We start from the raw sequence: 24,931 nt of genomic DNA, 5'->3' as shown, positions 1-24,931 counted from the left end.
GTCCGCTTACGACAGAAACCGGAGATTAAACATGGCGAATGAAAATGTAATAAGTGCAGCATTGAGCTTGATAATTGAGGGCAAAACTAATAGTTACGGTAAGGCGGTGGCTTACTATAAGAACGGAAACAAATGGGAGGAGTTGGGAAGAGGGGATATCGACAGCTATGAAAATCACGGGCCTCATCCTTACAAGATTGTCGTATCGAGTCTTCCAGTGAACGTACGCGAGATTGTTGTTTGCAACGATAAACTGGGGGCTCCACCTAACGCGTCGGCATCGCCTCCGGTGTATTTGTAAGCACACAGTTCATCGGTGACTTCAGCACGTTGCAATAGCGCCCGAGGTTGCTTCGGGCGTTTTTTGAGTGTTCGGGAATAGTTGTTACGTGTCTGCCTTCTGCAAGTTCTTCGATACGGTCGAACCTTCTTTTGAACCCATTACCAGTCTCTTAGTCACCAGCAACATCCCCAACGAAACCCCCACCCCCATCCCGAAACCCCACCAGCCAAACCTCGGCAACGCCAGCGCCAACACAAGGCAAAACGCCGCAAACGAATACATGCCAGTCGCCGTCGCCCGCAGCAGCGCGGCCGTAAAAGCCGGACCGCGGGTTTGCTGGGAGAACACCGCCATCACGCTGCCCAGCACCGGGAACACCGCGAGCAGGCCGCTCCAGCGTTCGCCGACTGTGCTGGCCAACAACGTGACTGCGAGGGTGAGCAGGGCGCCGGCAATCATGCGCAACAGCAATTTGTCGGACTTCGGCGCCGGGCCTGAAACGATCGGCTGTACCGAGGGAAACAGATACGGCGCCGCCAGCAGGGCGGTCGCGGCGGCGATCACCGAGAACACCAGGGACGGCGGAATCAACGACAGCACAACGGCAGTGGCCGGCAGCGTTGCCGTCGATCCCCGCGCCTCATTCTTCAAGCGAATGCTGCGCTTTGCCGGTCCTGGCTTGCTGGTGTCCATCGGCTACATGGACCCGGGCAACTGGGCGACCGCCATCGAGGCCGGCTCGCGGTTTGGTTACAGCTTGTTGTTCGTGGTGCTGCTGGCGAGTCTGGCGGGGATGGTGGTGCAGTGTTTGTGTTCGCGCCTGGGCATCGCCACCGGGCGTGATCTGGCGCAGTTGTCCCGGGAGCGCTACAGCACGCGGACCGCTCGGACCCAGTGGGTGTTGGCGGAAATCTCGATCATCGCCACTGACCTGGCCGAAGTGCTCGGCTGCGCCCTGGCGTTCCATTTGTTGTTGGGCTGTTCGCTGACCTTCGGCATCGCGCTCACGGCGTTCGACACCTTGCTGGTGCTGGCCCTGCAAAACCGTGGCTTCCGCCGACTCGAAGCAATCATGCTGGTGCTGGTGGGCACCATCGGCGTGTGTTTCTTCGTTGAATTGCTGCTGATAAAACCCTACTGGCCGGACGTCGCCCGGGGGTTCACGCCGTCACTGTCCGCCATCGGTGATGCTGCGCCGCTGTACCTGGCCATCGGTATTCTCGGGGCCACGGTGATGCCGCATAACTTGTACCTGCATACCTCCATCGTGCAGACCCGGAGGATCGGCGAGGACCTGGCCAGCAAGCAGGACGCGGTGAAACTGGCGCGCATCGACACCATCGGCTCCCTGGCCCTGGCGTTGTTGGTCAACGCGGCCATCCTGATCCTCGCCGCGGCGGCGTTCCACAAGACCGGGTATACCGACGTGGTCGACATCCAGGACGCTTATCACCTGCTCGACCCGTTGGTGGGCGGGGCGCTGGCCAGCGTGTTGTTTGGTGTCGCGTTGCTGGCTTCGGGGCAGAGCTCGACCTTCACCGGGACCATCGCCGGGCAAGTGATTATGGAGGGCTTCCTGAACCTGCGGATTCCTTGCTGGCAACGGCGATTGCTCACGCGCGGGCTGGCGCTGATCCCGGCGTTCATTGGTGTCTGGCTGATGGGTGACGATGCGATCGGCAAGCTGTTGGTGTTGAGTCAGGTGGTGTTGAGCCTGCAATTGCCGTTTGCGTTGTATCCACTGATTCGCATGACCAACGACCACAGGCTCATGGGGCCATTGGTGAACCGGTGGCCGACGCGGGTGCTGGCGTGGGGGTTGTTTGTGGTGATCAGCGGGGCGAATAGCTGGTTGATTCTGCAGTTCGTAGCCTGAGCCGGAAGCTGTGTTGCCTGACCGGGCCTCTTCGCGAGCAGGCTCGCTCCCACATGGGATTGGGGCTCTCCGATTTAGTGTTCACCGCAGATCAACTGTGGGAGCGAGCCTGCTCGCGAAGAACGATTACGCGGTCTCCCTCTGAAACGCCTCGACCACAAAATCGATGAACACCCGAGTCTTGGCCGGCATCAACGTCCGGCTCGGGTAATACAGCGAAATCGGCCCCGCGTCGGCGCGCCAATCGGGCAGCAGGCGCACCAGTTCGCCACGCTGGATATTCGCCAGCACATCCGGCAACACCAGCAGCGTCACGCCCAGACCGAGTATCGCCGCTTCGCGCATGGCGGCCGGATCGTTGAGCACAATGTGTTCGTTCAGAGTGGCCGGTGCTTCGTTGCCGGCGCCATCGTGCATCAGCCATTGGCGAATCCGCCCGGTGCGGGTGCCGCGCATCACAATGCCGGTGTGTCCGGACAGGTCCGCCGGACTCTCGGGCAGGCTGCGTCCTGCGAGGTAGGCGGGAGAGGCGACCGCCACCACATGCGCTGCCGCCAACGTCCGCGACACCACCCCGGGCGTCAACTTGAAGCCGCCGCCAATGGCCGCGTCATATCCCTCCGCAATCAAATCCACGGGGCGGTTTTCGAAGTGCCATTCCGGGCGAATCAGCGGGTAGCGCGCCAGGAACACCGGCAGCAGCGGCAAGACATGACCGATGCCAAACGTCGGCGCCAGACTGACCTTGAGCAAGCCCGCCGGCTCGCCTTGGTCGCTGCTTACCGCGCTGATTGCTGTCTGTAACGCTTCCAGATTTCCGCCGATGCTCGTCAGAAAGCGTTCCCCGGCTTCGGTCAGGGACAGCTTGCGGGTCGAGCGCTGGAACAGCCGCACGCCGATGTTGCGTTCGAGCATCGCCACGTTGCGGCTGACAGCGGCAGGGGTCAGCGCGAGCACCCGTGCGGCGGCGGAAAAACTGCCGGTTTCGGCACTGCGGACAAAAGATTCGAGGTTGGCGAGGGTTTCCACGGCACGCACCTGCTAGTCATGCTTGAAGATCATTCAAGGCATTACCCGCTAATCAAGTGCTAATGGCAAGCGCAGTATTCACTCCAACGACAACCCACGGAGTGAACACCCAATGACAACCTCTCAACTTCCCCTCAGCGGCAAAACCGCTCTCGTGACCGGCGGCTCCCGTTCCATCGGCGCGGCGATTGCCAAGCGCCTGGCGGCTGACGGTGCCAGCGTCGCGCTGACGTACAGCGCGTCCCCGGCCAAAGCGGCCGACGTGGTGCAAGCCATTGAAGCCGCTGGCGGTCGCGCCTTGGCCATCGCCGCCGATGCCGGTGATCCAGCGGCCGTGCGCGCTGCGGTCACTCGCACCGTTGAAGCCTTTGGCAGCCTCGACATTCTGGTGAACAACGCGGGTATCGCGCTCGGCGGGCCGATTCAGGACATCAGTTTCGACGACTACCAACGCATGATCGCGGTCAACGTCACCGGCGTGTTTGTCGCCACCCAAGAGGCGGCACGGCACATGAAGGCGGGTGGTCGGATCGTTCACATCGGTTCGTCGATGACTCATTACGCAGCGTTCCCGACTGCTTCGCTTTACACCCTGACCAAAGGCGCCATCGCCGGTTTCAACCGCAGCCTGGCGCGGGATCTCGGTCCATTGGGCATCACCGTCAACACCGTTCACCCTGGCCCGACCGACACCGACATGAACCCTGATGGCGGCCCGGTGAGCGACATCGTCGGCCCTGGCATCGCGATCGGCCGCTACGGCAAACCTGAGGAAATCGCCAGCGTCGTAGCGTTCCTGGCCAGCCCCGAGGCGTCGTTCGTCACCGCCGCCGACATTGTTGCGGATGGCGGCTTCACAGCCTAAGCCCATCACTTTTTGAGGAAAACACTATGAGCACCATCGGAATCATCGGCGCCGGCGCAATCGGCGCAGCCTTTGCCAGAGCACTGTCGCGTCAAGGCATTGAAGTGGTGATCGCCAACAGCCGTGGCCCGCAAAGCCTGGCCTCGCTGGTGGAAGAACTCGGGCCAACGGCGCGTGCCGGAACCCGCGAGGAGGCCGCCGCACAAGCCATCGTGCTGGTCGCGGTCAACTGGTCGAGGTTGCCGGCCGCGCTCGCCGGCCTGCCGGATTTTGGCGGACGGATTGTCATCGACGCCAATAACTCAATCGAGGCGCCATCGTTTAAGGCGGTGGATTTGCAGGGCCGCACCTCCAGCGAAGTGTTTGCTGAATGGGTGCCCGGTGCACGGGTGGTGAAGGCGTTCAATCACCTTCAGGCGCGTTTTCTGGAAAGCGATCCGGCGGCGGAGGGCGGGCTGCGGGTGCTGTTTCTCTCCGGTGATGATGCCGATGCGAAAGCTCAAGTGGCGGCGCTGATCGAACAGCTGGGCTTCTTCGGGATTGATCTTGGGGAACTGAGCGTCGGGGCGCGGCTCGTGCAGTTTCCAGGCGGTCCGCTGCCGGTGCTGAATCTGGTGAAATTTGCCTGACGACCAGACAAAAAGAACCCGGTACGACGTGAGTCGCACCGGGTGTTTTGCCAGACGGCGAACGGATATTCGTGGGTCCCCGCGCCGTCTGTTGAACGCTTTACGTCCGTTCGATCGCCAGTGCCACGCCCTGACCACCACCGATGCACAGGGTGGCGAGGCCTTTCTTGGCGTCACGCTTGATCATTTCATGCAACAAGGTCACCAACACCCGGCAACCCGAGGCGCCGATCGGGTGACCCAGGGCGATAGCGCCGCCGTTGACGTTGACCTTGTTCAGGTCCCATTCCAGGTCCTTGGCCACCGCCAAAGATTGCGCAGCAAAGGCTTCGTTGGCTTCGATCAGGTCCAGTTGGTCGATGGACCAACCGGCCTTGTCCAGGCAGCGACGAGTCGCGCTGACCGGGCCGATGCCCATGATTGCCGGGTCGACGCCCGCATTGGCGTAACCAGCGATTTTCGCCAGCACTGGCAGACCCAGGGCCTTGGCTTTTTCGGCGCTCATCAGGATCACGGCGGCGGCACCGTCGTTCAGGGACGAGGCGTTACCGGCGGTCACCGAACCGTCCTTCTTGAAGGCGGGTTTCAGTTTGCCCAGCGCTTCGGCGGTGGTGCCGGCGCGTGGTTGTTCATCGGTGGCGAAGGACAGCGGATCGCCCTTGCGCTGAGGAATCAGGATCGGCGTGATCTCATCGGCAAAACGCCCGGCTTCGATGGCGGCCGTGGCTTTCTGTTGCGAGGCTGCGGCGAAGGCGTCTTGTTGCTCGCGAGTCAGGCTGTACTTCTCGGCCAGGTTCTCGGCGGTGATGCCCATGTGGTAATCGTTGAACGCATCCCACAGGCCGTCGCTGATCATGGTGTCGACGATTTGCGCGTGACCCATGCGCAGACCGGTGCGGGCGCCGGGCATGACGTAATTGGACAGGCTCATGTTTTCCTGGCCGCCGGCAATGATCACCTCGGCATCGCCGCAGCGAATCGCCTGAGTGGCCAGGTGCAGCGCTTTAAGGCCCGAGCCGCAGACCTTGTTCAGGGTCATCGCCGGCACGGTAAACGGCAGGCCAGCCTTGATCGCGGACTGGCGCGCAGGGTTCTGTCCGGCGCCGGCGGTCAACACCTGGCCCATGATCACTTCATCGACTTCAGCAGCGTCCAGGCCGGTTTGCGCCAGCAACTGACGGATCACCGCGGCACCGAGATCAACCGCGGACACGTTGGCCAGGGCACCCTGGAAACTGCCGATGGCGGTGCGGGTGGCGGCGACAATGACGACTTCTTGCATGGAATGATTCCTCACTGGGCAGCGAACTGCATTTCCGGAACGTGATCCGGCACGATCAGTTTACCGGCGGTCTTGGCGACAATCTCCTCGACGCTGACGCCCGGTGCGCGTTCCTTGAGAATGAACGCGCCGTTTTCGATTTCCAGGTAGGCGAGGTCGGTCAACACACGCTTGATGCACCCGGCGCCGGTCAGCGGCAGGCTGCATTTGGACAACAGCTTGGACTCACCGTCCTTGGACGCGTGGGTCATGATGACGATGATGTTGTCTGCGCCGGCCACCAGGTCCATGGCGCCGCCCATGCCCTTGACCAGCTTGCCGGGGATCATCCAGGAGGCGATGTTGCCTTCCACGTCCACTTCAAACGCACCGAGTACGGTCAGGTCGACATGACCACCGCGAATCATCGCGAAGGACTCGGCCGAGGAAAAGATCGACGCGCCGATACGTGCGGTCACGGTTTGTTTGCCGGCGTTGATCATGTCGGCATCAATGGTTTCTTCAGTAGGAAAGGGACCCATGCCCAGCAGGCCGTTTTCCGACTGCAGCATGACTTCCATGCCTTCAGGGATGTAGTTGGCGACCAGGGTCGGAATGCCGATGCCCAGGTTCACGTAGAAGCCGTCCTGCATTTCGCGGGCGACGCGTTGAGCCATTTGTTCGCGGGAAAGTGCCATTGTTGTTATTCCTTCATTCGGTCCGGGGGCAGGGGATCACTTACGCACGGTGCGCTGTTCTATGCGCTTCTCGAACGTGCCGCAAATGACCCGATCGACGTAGATACCAGGGGTGTGGATCTGCGCCGGGTCCAGCTCGCCGGGTTCGACGATTTCTTCGACTTCGACCACGGTAATCTTGCCGGCAGTGGCGGCCAGCGGGTTGAAGTTCTGGGCGGTGTGGCGGTAGATGACGTTGCCGAAATGATCGGCTTTCCAGCCTTTGACGATGGCGAAGTCACCGGTGATGGATTCTTCCATCAGGTACTTGCGACCGTGGAATTCGCGGACTTCCTTGCCGTCGGCAACGGGAGTGCCGACGCCGGTGGCGGTGAAGAACGCCGGGATGCCGGCGCCGCCAGCGCGCATTTTTTCGGCGAGGGTGCCTTGAGGGGTCAGGACCACTTCGATAGCGCCGCTGAGCAGTTGCTCCTCGAACATTTTGTTCTCGCCGACGTAGGACGCCACCACTTTGCTGATCTGCCGGTCTTCCAGCAGCACGCCGAGACCGAAACCGTCGACGCCGCAGTTGTTGGAAACCACGGTGAGGTCACGCGTGCCTTTGCGCTTGATCTCGGCGATGAGGTTTTCCGGGATCCCGCACAGGCCGAAGCCGCCGGCGATCACGGTCATGCCGTCTTCAAGACCTGCAAGGGCTTCCTCGTAGGAACTCACGCGCTTGTCGAAACCTGCCATATGCACCTCTTTTATTCTTTGTGGGCGGCTGGCTAGCCGTATGGGGATGGAGTGTCTCGCTGCAGTATTCATTTGTTAAGTTGATTTTTAAGGTTGATTGATAGATAAAACTCACCAATCAATCCTGTGGGAGCGAGCCTGCTCGCGAATGGAGCGCCTGCGATCATTACTGGAGCAATTCGAACATGACAGTCAAGCAGATCAGGGCATTTTTGGCCGTCGCCCAGAGTTTGAGTTTTGCCGTGGCTTGCGAGCGGTTGCACCTGTCGCAATCGGCCTTGAGCCTGACCATCAAGGCGCTGGAGGAGGGGCTGGGCGGGCGTCTGTTCACCCGCAACACGCGCAATGTCGCGCTGACCGCGGAAGGCGAGTCGCTGGTGCCACTGGCGCGTCGTCTGATTGCCGACTGGGACAATGCCGAGGATGAGCTGCGCCAACGCTTTACCCTCCAGCGCGGTCGCGTGACGCTGGCGGCGATGCCCTCATTTGCCGGCAACCTGCTGCCGCCGATCCTGAAAACCTTTCGGGCGCGCTATCCCAAGGTCAACGTCACGGTGAATGACGTGATCAACGAGCAGGTGCTGGAGATGGTGCGTGATCGGCAGGTCGAGCTGGGGGTGGCGTTTGAGCCGACTCAGAGTTCATCGCTGGCATTCACGCCGTTGTACATGGACCGTTTCGTTGCCGTGGTGTCGAAAGATTCTCCTTTTGCTGAACGGGAAGACATCGATTGGCAGACCTTGCTCAAGGAACCGTTCATCACCTTGCAGCGACCGTCGACGGTTCGGGTGATGCTCGAAGAGCACTTGCAGGCGCGTGGGATGAAGTTGCCGGTGGAGTTTGAAAGCCATCAGTTGGCGACGGTTGGGCGGATGGTTGCCAGTGGATTGGGGGTGAGCGCGGTGCCGGCGTTGTGTGTCGGGCAGATGCTGGAACTCGGGGCGCGGTGCATTACCTTGCGCGATCCGGTGGTGGAGCGGGCGATTGGGGTGTTGACCAAGCCTGGAGTTGAATTGTCGGCGGCGGCGCAGGCGTTGTTCGATATTCTTAAAGCTGAAGATTTGGGGCGACAGTTGAATCCACCCCCTCACCCTAACCCTCTCCCCAGAGGGTAGAGGGGACTGACCGAGGTGTTTGCTCCTAATACTGCGACCTGAAATATCGAGTCGAACTCAGGTTTGAAAGGCTTGAAGATCTGCTCCCTTTCCCCTCTCCCCTCTGGGGCGGTCCGACGTTTCGGGAGGGCTGGGGTGAGGGGTGGATCTAAAGTCCAACCCATAGGCATCAACGAATCAGGCGTTGCGTCAGTAGGGGTAAAAGCCGCTCGCACGACGCCTCTATTTTCAGGTCAAGAAGGTCATCCGCCCGAGTCTTCCCCAGATTAATCGCAATCAACGGCTTCCCCTGATCCGCCACCGCCCGACACAACCGAAACGCCGAATACGCCATCAACGAAGACCCCACCACCAACAACCCCGCAGCCTTTTCGACTGCCGCCATCGCTTTGGCCGCTGTCACCTGCGCCACATTCTCGCCAAAAAACACCACATCCGGCTTCATCCGCTCACCCGCGCAATGCGGGCAATGCGGCACCTGAAACCGCGCCTCAAACGCCGCATCCAGCAACGTGTCGCCATCGGGTGCCTGCACCGCGTCCACGCCGGCCAGATACGGATTCTGCGCTTCCATCAATTGCTGGATCGAATCCCGTTCGCTGCGTTTTCCGCAGTCCAGGCACAACACTCGGTGCAGGCTGCCGTGAAGTTCGATGACGTCATGGCTGCCGGCCTGGTCGTGCAGGGTGTCGACGTTTTGAGTGATCAGCCCGCTGATCTGCTGCGAACTTTGCAAACGGGCCAAGGCCTCATGGGCCACGTTCGGCTGGGCCTGGCGCACTCGCGGCCAACCGAGCATCGCCCGCGCCCAATAGCGACGCCGGGATTCGGGGGCGGAGAGGAATTCCTGATACATCATCGGTTGTCGGCCACGCCGCACGCCCTGGTTGTCGCGGTAATCCGGAATGCCCGACGGAGTACTGATGCCGGCGCCGGTCAGGACCACAAACGGCTGGTCGGTCATTAACTGCTGAAGGCGGTCGAGTTGTTCGCGAATGAGGTTGTCGAGCATTTCAACACTCCGCAGGGCCATGAGTGCTTGCAGGGTAGCATTGGCCGGTCACCCGGACAGGTTGCCCGTCCGGGTGATGATCCGACGTTTATTTACGCGCCTCCAGAATCAGGTTGAACGGCGTTTCCGTAGCCCGCCGGAACGTCTTGAACCCGGCCTCGGTGAAGACCTTGCGCAGCCGCGCCTCGCCAGCCTGGGCGCCGAGCCCGAGGCCGACTTCCTGGGACAGCGAGTTCGGGGTGCAGATGAAGGTCGAGGCGGCGTAGAACAAGCGGCCAACCGGGGTGACGTTGTCGTCGAGCGAGTCGTTGGCGAACGGTTCCACCAGCAGCACCGTGCCGTCCGGTTTTAGCGCGTCATAAGCGTGCCGCGCCGCGCCCACCGGATCGCCCATGTCGTGCAGGCAGTCGAAGTAGCAGACCAGGTCATAGTCGTTGCCGGGGAAGCTTTTTGCCGTGCCCTGGAAGAACCGCGCACGTCCAGACACGCCACCGGCTTCGGCACGCTGGGTGGCGACGGTGACGGAGGGCGCGTGGTAGTCGAAACCGATGAACCGCGAATCCGGAAACGACTGGGCCATGATCACGGTGGATGCGCCGTGGCCGCAGCCGATATCCGCCACCTTGGCGCCAGCCTCCAGTTTGGCGACCACGCCTTCGAGCGCCGGTAGCCATTCGGCGACCAGATGCGCTTTATAACCTGGCCGGAAGAACCGCTCCGTGCCGCTGAACATGCACGGATGGTGATCGCCCCAGGCGAGGGCACCGTCGCCGCGCATGGCGTTGACCAGTTTGTCCTTGTCATGGAAAAACGATGCAACCACCCCGACGCCACCCGCGATATAGACCGGTGAGTCTTCGATCGCCAACGCCAGGGCCTGCTCTTCGGGCAGGCGGAACTGGCCGTCGCGGTGTTCCATGTAACCGGAAGCGGCGTGGGCGCTGAGCCATTCGCGCAGCAGGCGGGTGTTGCAGCCGGTTTTGTCGGCGAGGGCTTCAGGGGTGACTGGCTGACTGTCGGCCATGGCCCGGTACAGTCCGAGCTCTTCGCCGAGGATGACGTTGGCGAGCATCGCCGCACCGCCCATGTCGTTCACCAGTTTGCCCATGAAATCATTGAGTCTGGCCTCGTCCATCACGTGTGCTCCTTCAGCAGGATCACGGTCCAGAAGCCTTGTTTTTCGAGGCGTTCACCTCTGAACGGTGGTCGTGGGAATGAACAGGACGATAACCACGCCCTGCGTGCATTAAGTCTAGTCCGGGGTCCGTGCACCGCTGCCTGGAGCGACGAAAGCCACATCTCCCCTGACTGACACCCAACCCTGTGGGAGCGAGCTTGCTCGCGATAGCGGACTTGCAGTCGACAATGATGTTGCCTGACCCACCGCTATCGCGAGCAAGCTGATCTGGCCTAATGAATTTGGACACATCAATAGGGCGCTATGATGGCGCCCAAATCTGAGGTGTGCATGATGATGCGAAAATCCTATTCCAGTGAGTTCAAACTCAAAGCTGCAAGCATGGTGCTCGATGAGGATCAGCCGATTCCCGAGATCTGTGCCAGCTTGGATATCGGCCCAACAGCTTTGCGCCGCTGGGTCGATCAGGTGCGAAAAGAGCGCGCCGGATCGACGCTTGTGGGTACCAAGGCGATCACCGCCGACCAGAAGCAAATCCAGGAACTCAAAGCCCTGCTGAGGCAGAAAGACCGGGATATCGAAATCCTAAAAAAGGCCAGTGCTCTCCTGCTTTTGGACTCCAAAGATCATTCCCTCTGATCAGTGAGCTGGGCGAGCAGTACGGCATTACAGACTGCTGCCGCGTGTTTGAAGTCAACCGCAGCAGCTATTACGCCTGGCGCCAGCGCCAAGGTAAAACCAACCCGAAGCGCGAAGCGCTCAAGGTTGTTTTGATTAAATACTACAAGGCATCAAGAGGCTCGGCAGGTGCACGAACCCTCTCCGAAGATCTGCGGGGTGACGGCCATCAGGTGGGCCGCTACATGGCCCGCGGTTTGATGAAGGAAGCTGGGATCGCTAGCCGTCAGCGCAGACCTCACAAGTACAAGTCATCGGGCGTTGAGTCGCTGGTGGCTGAGCATGAGCTGGAGCGTGAGTTTTACGTAGCTGATATCAATAAGGTTTGGTGCGCGGATATCACCTATATCCAGCTGGGCAAGCGCTGGCTCTACTTCTCAGTCGTTCTGGATCTATTTGCGCGACGAGTGGTGGGCTGGTCGTTTTCACTGGTCGCCGACGCGACGCTGGCACGCGAATCACTGCGAATGGCCGTCGAATTGAGAGGGCAACCCAAAGGCGTACTGTTCCATTCTGACCAGGGATGTCAGTACACCAGCCATAAATTCAGGGACGAACTGATGGCGCACGAGCTTAGGCAAAGCATGAGTCGAAAAGGCCAATGCTGGGATAACGCCCCGATGGAGCGTTTTTTTGGAAGTTTGAAGTCCGAATGGGTGCCTGAAGACGGCTACAACTCGGAACACGAAGCCCGAGTTGATATAAACCGCTATGTGACGCGCTACAACAATGTCAGGCGCCACAGTTACAACGGTTACCACTCACCTGTAGCAGCGGAAAAGCTGGCGGCGTGAGAACCGAAAAAAATGTCCAAAATTACTGGACCAGTTCAGCTTGCTCGCGATAGCGGACTTGCAGTCGACAATGATGTTGCCTGACCCACCGCTATCGCGAGCAAGCTCGCTCCCACAGGGGATTGGTGTCGTGTATGCCACTGTATCTAACCGTCTTCCCGATACATTCCACTTCATTCCCGGCCACTGCCGAACACAGGCGAGATACAAACCTGCGATGAACTGCGTAGGCCATTTGGCACCCTATACACCGTGAAGGGGACAACAATGACTACGCTCCTGCCTGAAACCGACCTGAAACCCACACCCGTCAATCGCCTGCGCGTCGACCACTACACCAGCGGCATCATCGGCCCAAGCCAGCCGATGCTCGGGCCACTGGCCGACGGCGGCACCCTGATCACCGGTACACCGCCGGGCTGTTGGGGGCCGATGATCACGCCGGCCTTCGAGGGTGGCCACGAAGTGACGCAACCGGTGGCCATTGCCGGTGCGGAAATCGGCGACGCGGTGGCGATCAAGATCAAACGCATGCGCGTCACCTCGCTGGCCACTTCGTCCGGGGTGATGAGCTTCGTTGAAGGTCGCTACCACGGCGATCCGTTCGTCTCCAAATTCTGCGCCAAGTGCGGCACCGAACATCCGGCCAGCCATGTCGAAGGCATCGGTGAGGATTCGATTCGCTGTAACACCTGTGGCGCCGAAGTCAGCGCGTTTCGCTTCAGCCATGGCTACGTAATTGTGTTCGATGCGCAGAATCAGGTCAGCCTGACCGTCAATCAGGACGTCGCCAATCAACTGGCCGGTAACGCATCCAAAATGTCGGCGCTGCCGGAATTCGCCGCGCAACATTCGATCCTGTCCCTGGCGCGCGCCGACATCCCCGGTGTGGCGGCGCACATGCGGCCGTTCCTCGGCAACATCGGGACCACGCCGTCCCGGGATTTGCCCGACTCCCATAACTGCGCCGATTTCGGCCAATACCTGATCGGCGCGCCGCACCGTTTTGGCATGACCCGCGAAGAACTGCACGCGGCCAAGACTGACGGTCACATGGACACCAACTCGATCCGCGAGGGTTGCGTGTTGATCTGCCCGGTCAAGGTGTCAGGCGCCGGCGTGTACATGGGCGACATGCACGCCCAGCAGGGCAACGGTGAGATCGCCGGGCATGCCACCGATTGCTCCGGGGAAACCGAAGTGGTGGTGGAAGTGGTGAAGCGCCTGACGCTGGAAGGGCCGATCCTGCTGCAAAATCTCGACGACTTGCCGCCCATGGCCCGGCCGATGAATGCCCAGCAGCGGCAGAAAGTCCGCGAACTGGGCGAGCGCTGGGGTCAGCACGACATCGAGCAGAGCGGGCCGATCACCTTTATCGGCAGCGGCGAGAACCTCAACGTCGCGGTAGAGAACGGCTTGAAACGCGCCGCCTCGGTCACCGGTCTGCCATACGACGAAGTGCTCAACCGCGCGACCATCACCGGTTCGATCGACATCAGCCGCTTGCCGGGCACCGTGCGCGTAACGTTCCTATGCCCGATGACCGTGCTGGATCGCATCGGCATTGGTCATCTGGTGCGCGAGAAGTACGACCTGGCTTAACGCGCAACGGCGGGTCTGTACCTCAGTGTGTACAGACCCGCTGGCGTTACAACCGCTGCGATTTTCTGCCAGAGCGGAACACAGACCCGATACACCCTTTCGGTTAACTGTGATTCCGTTCTGACAATCATTGAGATCGACATCATGCAGACCCCCAACACATCAGCGAAGGCGACCGTCGGGCTCGGTTTGCGTCGCGGTTTAATGAAGGACCTTCAGGCAGCCCGTGCGGGCGATTTCGATTTTCTGGAAGTCGCGCCGGAAAACTGGATCGGTATCGGTGGCGCTCATGGTCATGCGTTACGTGCCCTGGCCGAGCGTTATCCGTTGTCCTGTCATGGCTTGTCCCTGTCATTGGGCGGCCCGGCACCGTTGGACGTCGGGTTTCTGCAGGATGTCCGGGTTTTCCTCGATCGCTACAACGTGCCGCTGTACAGCGAACATTTGAGCTACTGCAGCGATGACGGTCACCTTTACGACCTGCTGCCGTTGCCCTTTACCGAAGAAGCGGTGCACCACGTGTCCGCGCGAATTCGCCAAGCCCAGGACATTCTTGGGCGGCGCCTGGCGGTGGAAAACGTCTCCTACTACGCCGCGCCACAACAGGATATGGACGAGGTGACCTTCACCAACGCGGTGCTGCGCGAAGCCGATTGCGACCTGTTGCTGGACGTCAACAACGTCTACGTCAACTCGATCAATCACGGTTTTGATCCGCAAACCTTTCTGGCCGGCATCGATTCGGGCCGGGTGGTGGCCATGCACGTGGCCGGGCACTTCGATGAGTCCGACACCTTGAAAATCGACACCCACGGCGCTTCGGTCAAACCGGTGGTCTGGTCGTTGCTGGCGGAGGCTTACGCTCGATTCGGCGCGCAACCGACGCTGCTGGAACGGGATTTCAACTTTCCGGTATTTTCCGAATTGGTGGCCGAGTTACAGACCATTCGCCGCCTGCAAACCGAGGGGACGAACCGTGGATAAGCCGAGCCTGCTTCAGCAGCAAAACACCTTGGGCCTTTACCTGCGCGATCCCGATCATTGCGCGCCACCGGCCGGGATGGACGTGACACGGGCGCAGGTTTACCGCGACCTGATTTTCGCGAACCTGTCGTCGTTGCTCAGCGGGACCTTTCCGGTGCTGATCAAGATTCTCGGTGATGAACACTGGCGTTCACTGGTACGGATTTTCCTGCGCGACTACCGCGCGCACACGCCGAAATTCGGCGAGATCGCCAAGGAGTTTGTCGAGTTCCTGGCCTCGGAACCGCAAGCGTTGAGCGAAGGGTCGTGGCCGCCGTTCATGGTGGAACTGGCGCATTACGAATGGGTTGAGATGGCGTTGCAGCAGTCCGAGGCTGAGCCGTTGCCGGTGAGCGATGCCGGGTTGCTGCTGGACCGACCGTTGCAGGTTTCGCCGCTGGCCTGGCCGTTGGCGTATGCCTGGCCGGTGCAGTTGGTGGGGCCGGATTATCAACCGGAGACAGCACCGGCTCAGCCGACATTGCTGCTGGTGCGTCGGGCTGAGGACTGGAGTGTGAAGTTTTCTGCACTGAGCCCGTTGGCGTGGCGGTTGTTGCAGCGGATTGAGGAATTTCCTCACCTGGGCGGGCGTGAGCAGCTGGAAGGATTGGCGGTGGAGGCGGGGATGGCTGGGTCGCCGGAGTTTATGGAAAGTGGGACGGAGTTGTTGCGGCAGATGCATGAAGAAGGGGTGGTGGGCTACTGAAAACACCACCAATCCCCTGTGGGAGCGAGCTTGGTCCGGGCGGCGTTCCGACGATGGCGGCGGGCCAGGCAACATCCTTGTCAACTGAATAACCGCTATCGCGAGCAAGCTCGCTCCCACAAGGATCTACTTTGTTCTTGAGTTAGCATCAGGTCTGGGGAATCAAGCTTTGCTGGCAATCCAGCATTAACCGCGCACCGCCGAGTTCACTAGTACCGACTTCAAGCGTAAACCCATGCAGGCTGACAATCGCCGCTACGATCGACAGCCCCAGCCCGAACCCGCTTTTCTGGTTACCACCATCGGCACGATAAAAGCGCTGGAACACTGCCTCTCGTTCGGCCAACGGAATGCCAGGACCCGAATCGAGCACTTCGATCCGCGTAAATTCCCCCTCATTGACCCCCCGCAAAATCACCTCGCCACCCGGCGGCGTGAACTTGATCGAGTTGCTCAGCAGGTTCGCCACCGCTTCGAATAGCAACGCGCGATCGCCATTCAGTGGCGGCAAGACGTCAGGCAGTTGCAACTTGAAAACCAGCTCACCTTCTTCCGCTAACGGCAGATAAAAGTCATGCAGCTCTTGCAACAACGGCACCGGATCCAGCTGCACAAAACCCGAACGCCGCTGACGATCTTCCAGCTCGGAAATCCGCAGCAACCCTCGAAAACGCGCCATCAAGGTGTCCGCTTCACCGAGCACTGAGTCCAGTTGCACCGCCAGCGTCGAACCCTCATCAGCCTGTTGCTGAATCCGGTACAGCTGCGCCCGCAGGCGCGTCAGCGGTGTGCGCAGGTCGTGGGCAATGTTGTCGCAGACGCCCTTGACCTCGTTCATCAAGCGTTCAATACGTTCGAGCATGGCGTTGACGATGGCGGCGAGCATGTCCAGCTCATCGCGGCGATTGGACAATGGCAGACGCCGGGTCAGGTCGCCGGCGACGATGGCCTCGGCGCTGGCCTGGATCGCACGAATCCGCCGCAGAGGTCGGCGGCGCAACAGATGCCAACCGACGATGCCCGGAAGGACCGTCAAGGTCACGCCCCAGAACAACGCGTGGAGGATGATCCGGGTGACGGCGAACAACGAACCGTTGTCCCGCACCAGGATCAGCCAGCGGCCGTCCTTGGTCTGGGTCGCCACCGCGTCGCAGCTGTCGGCGGGCAGGGTCGGGTCGTCGGAATCGGCGCAGTCGCTGAGCATGTGAATCTTGCCGTCCAGCGGCAGCCCTTCCGGAAACTGACGCAGAGCACCGCTGAGGTAGCGTTGCTGGCTATCGAACAGGCCATAGGCGTCGATACCGCGAATGTCGAAGGTCATGCTGACGGCAAGGGCGTCCACTAGTTGGTCACCCGAAAAGCGTGAAAACAGATGCTGACGTTGCATCAGCGAGTGTTTGGCCAGGTTGTCCAGATAAGAGGAAACATCGTAGTACATGACCCCCATGAGAATCCCGCTCCAGATCACGAACAGCGAGCTGTAGAGCGCCAGCAAACGGCTGCTGGAAGAGCGCCAGCCGTTAGAGGGGTTCGGCAATGACATAACCCGAGCCTCGCACGGTCCGAATCAGTGGGACATTGCCTGGCGGGTCGATCTTCTTGCGCAGCCGGCCGATGTGCACGTCGATCAGGTTGGTGCCGGGGTCGAAGTGGTAACCCCAGACTTCTTCGAAAATCATCATTCGCGACAGAATCTGCCCGGTGTTGCGCATCAGGAATTCCAGCAACTTGTACTCGGTGGGCAACAGCGTCAGCAGCTGACCGTCGCGGCTGGCTTCATGGCTGATCAGGTTCAGCTCCAGATCCGCCACCCGCAACGTGGTGGCCTGGGCCGTCACGGTGTTCTGCCGGCGCAGCAGGACTTCGACCCGGGCGGCCATTTCATCGGTGGCAAACGGTTTGGTCAGGTAATCGTCACCGCCCGCGCGCAAGCCGCGCACACGCTCATCGACGTCGGAGAGGGCGCTGATCATCAGGATCGGCGTCGCCACGCCCATGGTCCGTAACGTGGTGACAATCGCCAGACCATCGAGCTCGGGCAGCATGCGGTCGAGGGTGATCAGGTCGTAGTTGCCGCTGACTGCGCGCGCCAGACCTTCGCGGCCGTTGTCGACCCAATCCACGTCGAGGCCGTGGCTGCTCAGTTCGGCGACGATTTCCCGGGCGGTCACGGCGTCGTCTTCGATGGTCAAGATGCGGGTCATAGGGCGGGCCTGATTAGGAGTACTCAACGTTGAGCGGCATTTTGCCAAGAAATGGGTGCGGGCTTTCTAAATAAAACTTCATGCAGGGACCTTTTTGATCAATGCATAAAACCCGTCGCTACAGACCGCTTCCTTGCAAATTGCATGGCCATTGGAAGTTCAAACTTTATAACTTATTGAAATACAGCAATTTATTTAAAATTAGCGACTGGCACGGTGACTGCACTTCCTCCGTTGAAGAGTTGTAACACCATCTTTCCTGCCAGGAGCGATATAACAATGAATAGATCCTCTGATGGTTTCTATCCTGCCTTCGAAGAAACGAGCACGCTCTCTGGCGTGTCCTGGGGGGCGATCTTCGCGGGGGCTGCTGCAGCGGCGGCGTTGTCGCTGATCCTCGTGTTGCTCGGCTTTGGCCTGGGTTTTTCGGCGGTGTCGCCGTGGGCCAATGAAGGGGTGAGCGCCAAGGGCCTGGGCATTTCAACGATTGTCTGGTTGGCCGCTACGCAAATCGTGGCGTCCGGGCTTGGCGGTTACATCGCCGGTCGTCTGCGGGTGAAGTGGGCGTACATGCACGGTGATGAGGTTTACTTCCGTGACACCGCCCATGGCTTTCTGGCCTGGTGCGTGGCGACACTGGTGACGGCGACGCTGGTGGTCGGCTCGGTCAGCAGCATTGTCAGCGGTGGCGTGCAGGCCGGGGCGAGCGTGGTTGGCGGCGCCGCGAGTGCCGCGACTCAAGCGGCGGGCACGGCTGCCGGCAACACTGACAGTGACCAGTACGGTTACTTCGTCGACAGCCTGTTCCGCGATGATCGCCCGGCGGCGATCAGTGATGACGCCGTTCATGGCACTGTGACGCGCATCTTCGTGCGCAGCCTGAGCAACGACGGTCAACTGGCTGCCGAAGACCGCACCTACCTGGCGCAACTTGTCGCCCAACGGACCAACCTCACTCAAGCAGACGCGGAACGTCGCGTTGATGAAGTGTATGCCCGCACGCAAAAAGCTGTGGCCGACGCCAAACTCGCCGCCCAACAAGCCGCCGACACCGCCGCTAAAGTCGCTGCCTGGACTTCGCTGTGGATGTTCATTGCGCTGCTGATCGGTGCGTTTTTCGCCAGCCTCGCTGCAACCTTTGGCGGCCGTCGTCGGGATGCCGTGGTGTATCTGGAATCCGACGCTTACGTGACCACCACTTCGCCTGTTCGCTAACCCAGGAGAACTACCATGCGCTCACTACTGCTGTTCTTTCTCGGCGTACCGATTCCGATCATCATCCTGATCGCCCTGTTCACCTGATACCACTGGGGCTCATGCCTCCGCCGCTTCTGCCTCTGGTGGAAGCGGCGTTTTTGTGTGAGCGGGCTGATCTTTAGATTGATGGTGACTGCCAGTCCGCCTTCGCGAGCAGGCTCGCTCCCACAGTAGATCTTCAGCGAACCCAAAGTTTGTGAGCGACACAGATCAAATGTGGGAGCGAGCCTGCTCGCGATGGGGCCCGATCAGGCACAGCAAATCCATCTACTCGATCGGCGTACTGACAAAATCCTCAAGCCCCTCGGCATACGCCGTAAACGCACTGATCTGTGGAAACCGATTCACATCCACCTGATCCGGCACCACCAGATTGGTGAAACTCCACGCCACTGCCAACGTAATTCCGTCTTGAGCAATCGCCCCGTCAGTCTTCAGCGGCTGCATTTCCAGCTCCCGCTCCAGCGCCGAATAGGCTGCCGCCAGTTGCCCTTCGACCCGCTCCACCCACGGTTCAAATTGAATGTCCGCCGGCCGCAGGTTGCGTTCGTAGTAGAGCTGCACGGACTTTTCGCACGCCGCCAACGCCAGACCGATCAGGCGCAGCGAGCGCAAGCGTTGAGCGAGATCGTCGGGCATCAGGCTGTTGGCAGGACCGGCCAAGGCTTCCAGGTAGTCGATGATCAGCGTCGAGTCGATCAACACCTCACCGTCGTCCAGCACCAGGGTGGGCGCCTTGACCACCGGGTTGATCTGCTGGAATTGCTCGAAATGCCGAAACACCGAAACCGACTGGTGTTCCAGCGGGATGCCAAGGCGTTTGGCAGAGATGGCGACGCGCCGCACGTAGGGTGAATCCAGCATGCCGATCAGCTTCATTGAACCGCTCCTTCAGATGTCCATTTCGGGATGGACAACCTTAGTTTAGCTTCAGCGAGCTGCAAACGGCGTGGGCGCTAATCTTCGAAGCCGACCTGTTCGTGAATCTCATCGACCTTCAATTCCAGCCGATACGCCACGGCGATAAACAGCGCTTGGCACAGGCACAGCGTCGCACTCAACGAACGGAACGCAAACGAACTGCCTTCGTTAACCAGCAGCACGGTGTTGGCGCGTTTTGCCAGAGGCGAGAGGTTGCTGTCGGTGATGATCAGGGTTTTTGCCTGATGGTGCTGGGCGATGCGCAGGCAGTGCTGGGTTTCCTTGCCGTAGGGCGTGAAGCTGATGGCGATCACCAGATCATTGGCGCGCACGCTGCGCATCTGCTCGCGGTAGCTGCCGCCGAGCCCCGAAACCAGATGGATGCGCTTGTTGGTGTGTTGCAGGTTGTAGACCAGGTAATCGGCCACCGCGAACGAACGACGCACCCCGACCACGTAGATATTGTCGGCATTCACCACCAGGTCGACGGCCTTGTCGAAGGCCTGATCATCGAGTTCCAGCCCCAGCCGTTCGATGCCCGACAGGGTCGCATTGATGCACTCGCGCGCCAGGTCGCCGCCGCTGGCCTTCTGCGACTTGTTGGCGATCATGCTGCGAATGCGCTGCTGGTAGTTCTGCACCGGCGTGGTCTTGTGGGTGTAGGCCTCGCGGAACAGCCCCTGCATTTCGCTGAAGCCACTGAACCCGAAGCGCTGGGAAAACCGCACGATCGCGGACGGATGCACTTCGCACTCACGGGCGATGTCGCTGATGCGGTCGACCATGATCCGGTCGCTCTGCTGGCTCATGTAACTGGCGATGCGTTTGAGCTGGCGCGGCAGGCTTTCATATTCGTTGGTGATCAGCTGTAGCAGACGCTCGGCGTTGATCGGGGGGCTGGCGAGATCGCTGTCGGGCGTGCTCTCGGTCGTCGCCGGCTGATCGGTGCGGGTCATAAGGAATCCTTCTGGCTTGTTCTTATAGGGAGGACGGATGCCGTCATCCCCTGACAATAGGTTGGCTGTGCGCAGTCTACAGGGTAGGCCGGAATAAAATCTTGAGCTTGCGGTCAGTACGAGGTGTGCTGAAACGATGCACTGCCCCTGGAACGCTTGCACTCAAGCTTATTGGAAAAAATATTCCACGTAAAAAATATTTAGAATAATTATTGATTGTTCGGTCCCGGACGTTTTAGTCTGCATCCACCAAGAGTGTTCGGCGCGGCCATCGCCCCGAACGCAGGCTGATAAAAATAACAGGAGCCAGCATGGGCCAGACTCGTTTTGCCAGTGGGCGTCAATTGGATCTGATTTGCCTGGGGCGCCTAGGCGTCGACCTCTATGCGCAGCAAGTCGGGGCGCGGTTGGAAGATGTTTCAAGCTTCGCCAAATACCTCGGCGGGTCGTCCGCCAACATCGCTTTCGGCACGGCTCGGCTGGGCCTGAGATCGGCGATGCTGAGCCGGGTAGGGGACGACCACATGGGCCGCTTCCTCATTGAATCCCTGACCCGCGAAGGTTGCGATGTCAGCGGCATCAAGGTCGATCCGGAACGCCTGACCGCCATGGTCCTGCTGGGCCTCAAGGATCGCGAAACCTTTCCTTTGGTCTTCTACCGCGAAAACTGCGCCGACATGGCACTGCGGGCCGAAGACATCAGCGAAGCCTTCATCGCTTCCAGCAAAGCCTTGCTGATCACCGGCACTCATTTCTCCACCGACGGCGTCTACAAGGCGAGCATTCAGGCGCTGGATTACGCCGAGAAGCACAACGTCAAACGGGTGCTGGACATCGACTATCGCCCGGTGCTCTGGGGCCTGGCCGGCAAGGCCGACGGCGAAACCCGTTTCGTCGCCGACCAGAACGTCAGCCAGCATGTGCAGAAAATCCTCCCGCGTTTCGACCTGATCGTCGGCACGGAAGAAGAATTCCTGATTGCCGGCGGCTCCGAGGATTTGCTCACCGCACTGCGTAATGTGCGGCGCCTGAGCGCGGCGACCCTGGTGGTCAAGCTCGGCCCGCAGGGCTGCACGGTGATTCACGGGATGATCCCGGAACGTCTCGAGGACGGCGCCATTTATCCCGGCGTTCGGGTGGAAGTGTTGAATGTGCTGGGGGCCGGCGATGCGTTCATGTCGGGCTTCCTCGCCGGTTGGCTGGAGGATGCGAGCGACGAGCGCTGCTGCCAGTTGGCCAATGCCTGCGGCGGTCTGGTGGTGTCACGCCACGCCTGCGCCCCGGCGATGCCGACCCGCGCCGAACTCGACTATCTGTTTAACAGCCCGGTGCCGATTACCCGGCCGGATCAGGACGCGATGTTGCAGCGTCTGCATCAGGTCAGCGTGCCGCGCAAACAGTGGAAGCAGCTGTTCATTTTTGCCTTCGACCATCGCGGGCAACTGGTGGAACTGGCGCACAAGGGCGGTCGCGACCTGAGCGCCATCGGCGAACTCAAGCAACTGTTTATCAAAGCCGTGGAGCGGGTCGAAGCCGATTTGCGCGAGCAAGGCATCGAGGCCGATGTCGGGCTGCTGGCCGATCAACGTTTCGGCCAGGACTCCCTGAACGCCGCCACCGGTCGCGGCTGGTGGGTGGCGCGTCCGGTGGAAGTGCAGGGTTCGCGGCCATTGGCTTTCGAACATGGGCGCTCCATCGGCAGCAACCTGATCGCCTGGCCGCAGGAACAAATCATCAAGTGCCTGGTGCAATTCCACCCCGACGACGAGCCGCTGTTGCGACTGGAACAGGAAGCGCAGATCAAGGGTTTGTACCAGGCATCCCAGGTCAGCGGTCATGAGCTGCTGCTGGAAATCATCCCGCCCAAGGATCACCCGTCGACCCATCCGGACGTGCTGTATCGCGCGCTGAAACGCCTCTACAACCTGGGCATTTACCCGGCGTGGTGGAAGATCGAAGCGCAGAGCGCCGAGGAGTGGAAGCAACTCGACGAGCTGATTCAGGAACGTGATCCGTACTGCCGAGGCGTGGTGTTGCTGGGGCTGAATGCACCGGCAGCGGCACTGGCCGAAGGGTTTCAACAGGCCCGCCAGAGTCAGACTTGCCGCGGGTTTGCAGTCGGCCGAACGATTTTCCAGGAGCCGAGCCGCGCGTGGATGGCCGGTGAAATCGATGATGAAGCGCTGATCCGCCAAGTGCAGGGCACGTTCGTTGAACTGATCGAAGCCTGGCGTACAGCACGGAGCTGAACATTTTCAATGTGTGAACACTGAACCTGTGGGAGCGAGCCTGCTCGCGATAGCGGACTGACAGTCAACATTAAAGTCGCCTGATACACCGCTATCGCGAGCAGGCTCGCTCCCACAAGGGAACAGTGTCGCTCTTACTGGTTAGGTAAAACAATAAAAGGTGCAGCCATGCCCGCTATTCGAATTGGCATCAACCCTATCTCCTGGAGCAACGACGACCTGCCGTCCCTCGGTGGCGAGACGCCGCTGAGCACCGCTTTGAGCGAAGGCAAGGAAATCGGCTACGAAGGTTTCGAACTCAACGGCAAATTCCCCAAGGACGCCAAGGGGGTCGGCGATGTACTGCGTTCCTTTGACCTGGCCCTGGTGTCCGGCTGGTATTCCAGCCGTCTGGCCCGTCGCTCGGTAGCCGAAGAAATCGACGCCATCGGCAGCCATGTCGAGCTGTTGGCCAAAAACGGCGCCAAGGTGTTGGTGTACGGTGAAGTCGCCGACTCCATTCAAGGCCAACGCATTCCGCTGGTTGAACGCCCGCGATTCCACACCGAACAGGCCTGGCAGGAATACGCCGACAAGCTCACCGAACTGGCGCGCTTCACCTTGTCCCAAGGCGTACGCCTGGCCTATCACCACCACATGGGCGCCTACGTCGAATCCCCGGCAGACATCGACAAACTGATGGCGCTGACCGGCAGCGAAGTCGGTCTGCTGTTCGATTCGGGCCATTGCTACATGGGTGGCGGCGAACCGTTGCAGGTGCTGCGCAAACACATCGAACGCATCTGCCACGTGCATTTTAAGGACGTGCGCAAACCGGTGGTGCAACTGGCGCGCAACAATCTGTGGAGCTTCCCGGACTGCATCATCAACGGCACGTTCACCGTGCCCGGCGATGGCGATATCGATTTCGGCGCCTTGCTCGACGTGCTGCTGGCTGCCGATTACCACGGCTGGCTGGTGGTCGAAGCCGAACAGGACCCAGCGGTGGCGCCGAGTTATGTCTACGCCAAAAAAGGCTACGACACCTTGCGTGCGCTGCTCGACGAGAGGATTGCGATATGAGCCAGCTGGTCAAAAGCAATGCCCGTGGCCGGACCATGGTCGAGTTGGGCAAAGGTGAGCTGGAATACGTCGGCTTCGCCGCTTACCGCTTGAGTCTGGGCGAAACCCTGCCGGTGTCGGCCGGTGATAAAGAACTGTGCCTGGTGCTGCTCAGCGGTCGGGTCAGCATCAAGGGTGAAGCGCCGGGGCAGGGCGCGTTCGACTGGGACAACATTGGTGATCGTCAGTCGGTGTTCGAAGACAAATCACCCTTCGCCGCGTACTTGCCACCCGGCAGTCAGGCGCAAGTGGTCGCGCTCAGCGATGTGCAAATCGCCGTTTGCGCCGCGCCCGGTTCGACCACCAACGGCCTCGGCCCACGGCTGATCAAACCCGACACCATGAAGCGCAGCGTGCGCGGCAAAGGCGCCAACACCCGTTACGTCTGCGACATCCTGCCGGACACCGAACCGGCCCATTCGCTGCTGGTGGTGGAAGTGCGTACGCCGTCGGGTCACTCGTCGAGCTACCCCCCGCACAAGCACGACACCGACGACCTGCCGCACCAAAGTTTTCTCGAAGAAACCTATTACCACCAGATCAACCCGCCCCAGGGCTTCGTGTTCCAGCGGGTGTACACCGACGATCGCAGCATCGATCAGGCCATGGCCGTGGAAAACAGCGACCTCGTGGTTGTGCCCAAGGGCTATCACCCGGTCAGCGTGCCGTACGGCTATGAGTCGTATTACCTGAACGTGATGGCCGGCCCGAAACGTGTCTGGCAGTTCCATAACGATCCGCAGCACAGCTGGCTGCTCGATCTCTGAACTAAAAAGCCTGAATTCCAACCTCTGCACGG

At 60.5% G+C, this 24,931-nt stretch carries 24 protein-coding genes and 1 pseudogene; 14 read left to right on the top strand and 11 right to left on the bottom strand.

Annotated elements, in window-relative coordinates:
- The first annotated feature begins 31 nt into the window (after positions 1–31).
- Positions 32–301: a hypothetical protein gene (locus ACA056_RS17065; protein WP_497266332.1), complete on the top strand. Its 270-nt coding sequence runs from the start codon at positions 32–34 to the stop codon at positions 299–301.
- An 84-nt stretch (positions 302–385) separates the two neighbouring features.
- On the opposite strand, the pseudogene ACA056_RS17060 reads toward ACA056_RS17065, so the two are convergent.
- A pseudogene (locus ACA056_RS17060) lies at positions 386–889 on the bottom strand (hypothetical protein); the annotation flags it as partial.
- On the opposite strand from ACA056_RS17060, the gene ACA056_RS17055 reads away from it, so the two are divergent.
- Positions 843–2,159: an Nramp family divalent metal transporter gene (locus tag ACA056_RS17055; RefSeq protein ID WP_497273553.1), complete on the top strand. Its 1,317-nt coding sequence runs from the start codon at positions 843–845 to the stop codon at positions 2,157–2,159. The pseudogene ACA056_RS17060 and the gene ACA056_RS17055 overlap by 47 nt on opposite strands.
- Before the next feature lie 126 nt (positions 2,160–2,285).
- Here the strand turns inward: ACA056_RS17055 and ACA056_RS17050 are convergent, their stop codons facing one another.
- Positions 2,286–3,188: a LysR family transcriptional regulator gene (locus ACA056_RS17050; protein WP_497266330.1), complete on the bottom strand. Its 903-nt coding sequence runs from the start codon at positions 3,186–3,188 to the stop codon at positions 2,286–2,288.
- A gap of 112 nt (positions 3,189–3,300) precedes the next feature.
- On the opposite strand from ACA056_RS17050, the gene ACA056_RS17045 reads away from it, so the two are divergent.
- Positions 3,301–4,053: an SDR family NAD(P)-dependent oxidoreductase gene (locus ACA056_RS17045; protein WP_497266328.1), complete on the top strand. Its 753-nt coding sequence runs from the start codon at positions 3,301–3,303 to the stop codon at positions 4,051–4,053.
- Positions 4,054–4,079: 26 nt separating this feature from the next.
- Positions 4,080–4,682 (top strand): NADPH-dependent F420 reductase, encoded by a 603-nt coding sequence (locus ACA056_RS17040; protein ID WP_497266326.1) that lies wholly within the window; start codon positions 4,080–4,082, stop codon positions 4,680–4,682.
- Positions 4,683–4,782: 100 nt separating this feature from the next.
- Here the strand turns inward: ACA056_RS17040 and ACA056_RS17035 are convergent, their stop codons facing one another.
- From ACA056_RS17035 to ACA056_RS17025, 3 genes are read right to left on the bottom strand one after another with little or no spacing between them, the layout of a single operon-like run.
- Entirely contained in the window at positions 4,783–5,964 is a 1,182-nt protein-coding gene (locus ACA056_RS17035) for an acetyl-CoA C-acetyltransferase (RefSeq protein WP_497266324.1), read from the bottom strand.
- 11 nt (positions 5,965–5,975) lie between these two features.
- Positions 5,976–6,641, bottom strand: coding sequence for a CoA transferase subunit B (locus ACA056_RS17030; protein WP_054051104.1), 666 nt, complete (start codon positions 6,639–6,641; stop codon positions 5,976–5,978).
- Between the two features lie 36 nt (positions 6,642–6,677).
- Positions 6,678–7,376 (bottom strand): CoA transferase subunit A, encoded by a 699-nt coding sequence (locus ACA056_RS17025; RefSeq protein WP_497266322.1) that lies wholly within the window; start codon positions 7,374–7,376, stop codon positions 6,678–6,680.
- Positions 7,377–7,561: 185 nt separating this feature from the next.
- Between ACA056_RS17025 and ACA056_RS17020 the strand changes: the two genes are divergently transcribed.
- Positions 7,562–8,491 (top strand): LysR family transcriptional regulator, encoded by a 930-nt coding sequence (locus ACA056_RS17020; protein WP_497266320.1) that lies wholly within the window; start codon positions 7,562–7,564, stop codon positions 8,489–8,491.
- A 169-nt stretch (positions 8,492–8,660) separates the two neighbouring features.
- Here the strand turns inward: ACA056_RS17020 and ACA056_RS17015 are convergent, their stop codons facing one another.
- Positions 8,661–9,503: an NAD-dependent protein deacetylase gene (locus ACA056_RS17015; protein ID WP_497266318.1), complete on the bottom strand. Its 843-nt coding sequence runs from the start codon at positions 9,501–9,503 to the stop codon at positions 8,661–8,663.
- 88 nt (positions 9,504–9,591) lie between these two features.
- A complete protein-coding gene (locus ACA056_RS17010) occupies positions 9,592–10,638 on the bottom strand; it encodes a class I SAM-dependent methyltransferase (protein ID WP_497266316.1) in 1,047 nt (348 codons plus the stop codon).
- 333 nt (positions 10,639–10,971) lie between these two features.
- Between ACA056_RS17010 and ACA056_RS17005 the strand changes: the two genes are divergently transcribed.
- From ACA056_RS17005 to ACA056_RS16985, 5 genes are all read left to right on the top strand, one after another.
- Positions 10,972–11,280, top strand: coding sequence for a transposase (locus ACA056_RS17005; protein ID WP_497266314.1), 309 nt, complete (start codon positions 10,972–10,974; stop codon positions 11,278–11,280).
- Positions 11,277–12,113, top strand: a complete 837-nt coding sequence (locus ACA056_RS17000; protein ID WP_497273552.1) for an IS3 family transposase — start codon at positions 11,277–11,279, stop codon at positions 12,111–12,113. Before ACA056_RS17005 ends, ACA056_RS17000 begins: the two co-directional genes overlap by 4 nt.
- A gap of 267 nt (positions 12,114–12,380) precedes the next feature.
- The gene (locus tag ACA056_RS16995; RefSeq protein WP_497266312.1) at positions 12,381–13,715 is read left to right on the top strand and encodes an acetamidase/formamidase family protein; all 1,335 of its coding nucleotides are present in this window, start codon (positions 12,381–12,383) and stop codon (positions 13,713–13,715) included.
- 144 nt (positions 13,716–13,859) lie between these two features.
- Complete coding sequence (locus tag ACA056_RS16990; RefSeq protein WP_497266310.1) at positions 13,860–14,699, top strand: HvfB family MNIO-type RiPP peptide maturase; 840 nt, start codon at positions 13,860–13,862, stop codon at positions 14,697–14,699.
- On the top strand, positions 14,692–15,444 hold the full coding sequence (locus tag ACA056_RS16985) for an HvfC family RiPP maturation protein (RefSeq protein ID WP_497266308.1): 753 nt from the start codon (positions 14,692–14,694) through the stop codon (positions 15,442–15,444). Before ACA056_RS16990 ends, ACA056_RS16985 begins: the two co-directional genes overlap by 8 nt.
- A 148-nt stretch (positions 15,445–15,592) precedes the next feature.
- Here the strand turns inward: ACA056_RS16985 and ACA056_RS16980 are convergent, their stop codons facing one another.
- Positions 15,593–16,987 carry a sensor histidine kinase gene (locus ACA056_RS16980; protein ID WP_497266306.1) on the bottom strand — a complete coding sequence of 465 codons (1,395 nt, stop codon included), beginning with the start codon at positions 16,985–16,987 and terminating at the stop codon, positions 15,593–15,595.
- The gene (locus ACA056_RS16975) at positions 16,965–17,648 is read right to left on the bottom strand and encodes a response regulator transcription factor (protein WP_033058247.1); all 684 of its coding nucleotides are present in this window, start codon (positions 17,646–17,648) and stop codon (positions 16,965–16,967) included. Before ACA056_RS16975 ends, ACA056_RS16980 begins: the two co-directional genes overlap by 23 nt.
- A gap of 279 nt (positions 17,649–17,927) precedes the next feature.
- Here ACA056_RS16975 and ACA056_RS16970 point away from each other — a divergent pair, with 279 nt between their 5' ends.
- On the top strand, positions 17,928–18,863 hold the full coding sequence (locus tag ACA056_RS16970; protein ID WP_497266303.1) for a hypothetical protein: 936 nt from the start codon (positions 17,928–17,930) through the stop codon (positions 18,861–18,863).
- 309 nt (positions 18,864–19,172) lie between these two features.
- Here ACA056_RS16970 and ACA056_RS16965 read toward each other — a convergent pair whose 3' ends face one another.
- Both ACA056_RS16965 and ACA056_RS16960 read right to left on the bottom strand, forming a co-directional pair.
- Positions 19,173–19,784: a glutathione S-transferase gene (locus ACA056_RS16965; RefSeq protein WP_497266301.1), complete on the bottom strand. Its 612-nt coding sequence runs from the start codon at positions 19,782–19,784 to the stop codon at positions 19,173–19,175.
- Between the two features lie 77 nt (positions 19,785–19,861).
- The gene (locus ACA056_RS16960; RefSeq protein ID WP_497266299.1) at positions 19,862–20,782 is read right to left on the bottom strand and encodes a MurR/RpiR family transcriptional regulator; all 921 of its coding nucleotides are present in this window, start codon (positions 20,780–20,782) and stop codon (positions 19,862–19,864) included.
- Positions 20,783–21,093: 311 nt separating this feature from the next.
- Between ACA056_RS16960 and ACA056_RS16955 the strand changes: the two genes are divergently transcribed.
- The 3 genes from ACA056_RS16955 to iolB all read left to right on the top strand — a co-directional run bounded on the left by ACA056_RS16955 (position 21,094) and on the right by iolB (position 24,899).
- Positions 21,094–23,031 carry a bifunctional 5-dehydro-2-deoxygluconokinase/5-dehydro-2-deoxyphosphogluconate aldolase gene (locus tag ACA056_RS16955; protein WP_497266297.1) on the top strand — a complete coding sequence of 646 codons (1,938 nt, stop codon included), beginning with the start codon at positions 21,094–21,096 and terminating at the stop codon, positions 23,029–23,031.
- 168 nt (positions 23,032–23,199) lie between these two features.
- Positions 23,200–24,093, top strand: a complete 894-nt coding sequence (gene iolE, locus ACA056_RS16950; RefSeq protein ID WP_497266295.1) for a myo-inosose-2 dehydratase — start codon at positions 23,200–23,202, stop codon at positions 24,091–24,093.
- The gene (iolB, locus tag ACA056_RS16945; protein WP_497266293.1) at positions 24,090–24,899 is read left to right on the top strand and encodes a 5-deoxy-glucuronate isomerase; all 810 of its coding nucleotides are present in this window, start codon (positions 24,090–24,092) and stop codon (positions 24,897–24,899) included. Before iolE ends, iolB begins: the two co-directional genes overlap by 4 nt.
- Positions 24,900–24,931 lie beyond the last annotated feature (32 nt).

Source organism: Pseudomonas sp. LBUM1666 (genome assembly GCF_059695775.1).
Note: the sequence above shows the minus strand (reverse complement) of the source record. Positions and strands in the feature narration are given on the sequence as shown.

Excerpts from the sequence above, each read along its gene's own strand:
- ACA056_RS17065 (WP_497266332.1), top strand. The coding sequence starts at position 32 with ATGGCGAATGAAAATGTAATAAGTGCAGCATTGAGCTTGATAATTGAG.
- ACA056_RS17045 (WP_497266328.1), top strand. The coding sequence starts at position 3,301 with ATGACAACCTCTCAACTTCCCCTCAGCGGCAAAACCGCTCTCGTGACC.
- ACA056_RS17040 (WP_497266326.1), top strand. The coding sequence starts at position 4,080 with ATGAGCACCATCGGAATCATCGGCGCCGGCGCAATCGGCGCAGCCTTT.
- ACA056_RS17035 (WP_497266324.1), bottom strand. The coding sequence starts at position 5,964 with ATGCAAGAAGTCGTCATTGTCGCCGCCACCCGCACCGCCATCGGCAGT.
- ACA056_RS17030 (WP_054051104.1), bottom strand. The coding sequence starts at position 6,641 with ATGGCACTTTCCCGCGAACAAATGGCTCAACGCGTCGCCCGCGAAATG.
- ACA056_RS17025 (WP_497266322.1), bottom strand. The coding sequence starts at position 7,376 with ATGGCAGGTTTCGACAAGCGCGTGAGTTCCTACGAGGAAGCCCTTGCA.
- ACA056_RS17020 (WP_497266320.1), top strand. The coding sequence starts at position 7,562 with ATGACAGTCAAGCAGATCAGGGCATTTTTGGCCGTCGCCCAGAGTTTG.
- ACA056_RS17015 (WP_497266318.1), bottom strand. The coding sequence starts at position 9,503 with ATGCTCGACAACCTCATTCGCGAACAACTCGACCGCCTTCAGCAGTTA.
- ACA056_RS17010 (WP_497266316.1), bottom strand. The coding sequence starts at position 10,638 with ATGGACGAGGCCAGACTCAATGATTTCATGGGCAAACTGGTGAACGAC.
- ACA056_RS17005 (WP_497266314.1), top strand. The coding sequence starts at position 10,972 with ATGATGATGCGAAAATCCTATTCCAGTGAGTTCAAACTCAAAGCTGCA.
- ACA056_RS16995 (WP_497266312.1), top strand. The coding sequence starts at position 12,381 with ATGACTACGCTCCTGCCTGAAACCGACCTGAAACCCACACCCGTCAAT.
- ACA056_RS16990 (WP_497266310.1), top strand. The coding sequence starts at position 13,860 with ATGCAGACCCCCAACACATCAGCGAAGGCGACCGTCGGGCTCGGTTTG.
- ACA056_RS16980 (WP_497266306.1), bottom strand. The coding sequence starts at position 16,987 with ATGTCATTGCCGAACCCCTCTAACGGCTGGCGCTCTTCCAGCAGCCGT.
- ACA056_RS16975 (WP_033058247.1), bottom strand. The coding sequence starts at position 17,648 with ATGACCCGCATCTTGACCATCGAAGACGACGCCGTGACCGCCCGGGAA.
- ACA056_RS16970 (WP_497266303.1), top strand. The coding sequence starts at position 17,928 with ATGAATAGATCCTCTGATGGTTTCTATCCTGCCTTCGAAGAAACGAGC.
- ACA056_RS16965 (WP_497266301.1), bottom strand. The coding sequence starts at position 19,784 with ATGAAGCTGATCGGCATGCTGGATTCACCCTACGTGCGGCGCGTCGCC.
- ACA056_RS16960 (WP_497266299.1), bottom strand. The coding sequence starts at position 20,782 with ATGACCCGCACCGATCAGCCGGCGACGACCGAGAGCACGCCCGACAGC.
- ACA056_RS16955 (WP_497266297.1), top strand. The coding sequence starts at position 21,094 with ATGGGCCAGACTCGTTTTGCCAGTGGGCGTCAATTGGATCTGATTTGC.
- iolE (WP_497266295.1), top strand. The coding sequence starts at position 23,200 with ATGCCCGCTATTCGAATTGGCATCAACCCTATCTCCTGGAGCAACGAC.
- iolB (WP_497266293.1), top strand. The coding sequence starts at position 24,090 with ATGAGCCAGCTGGTCAAAAGCAATGCCCGTGGCCGGACCATGGTCGAG.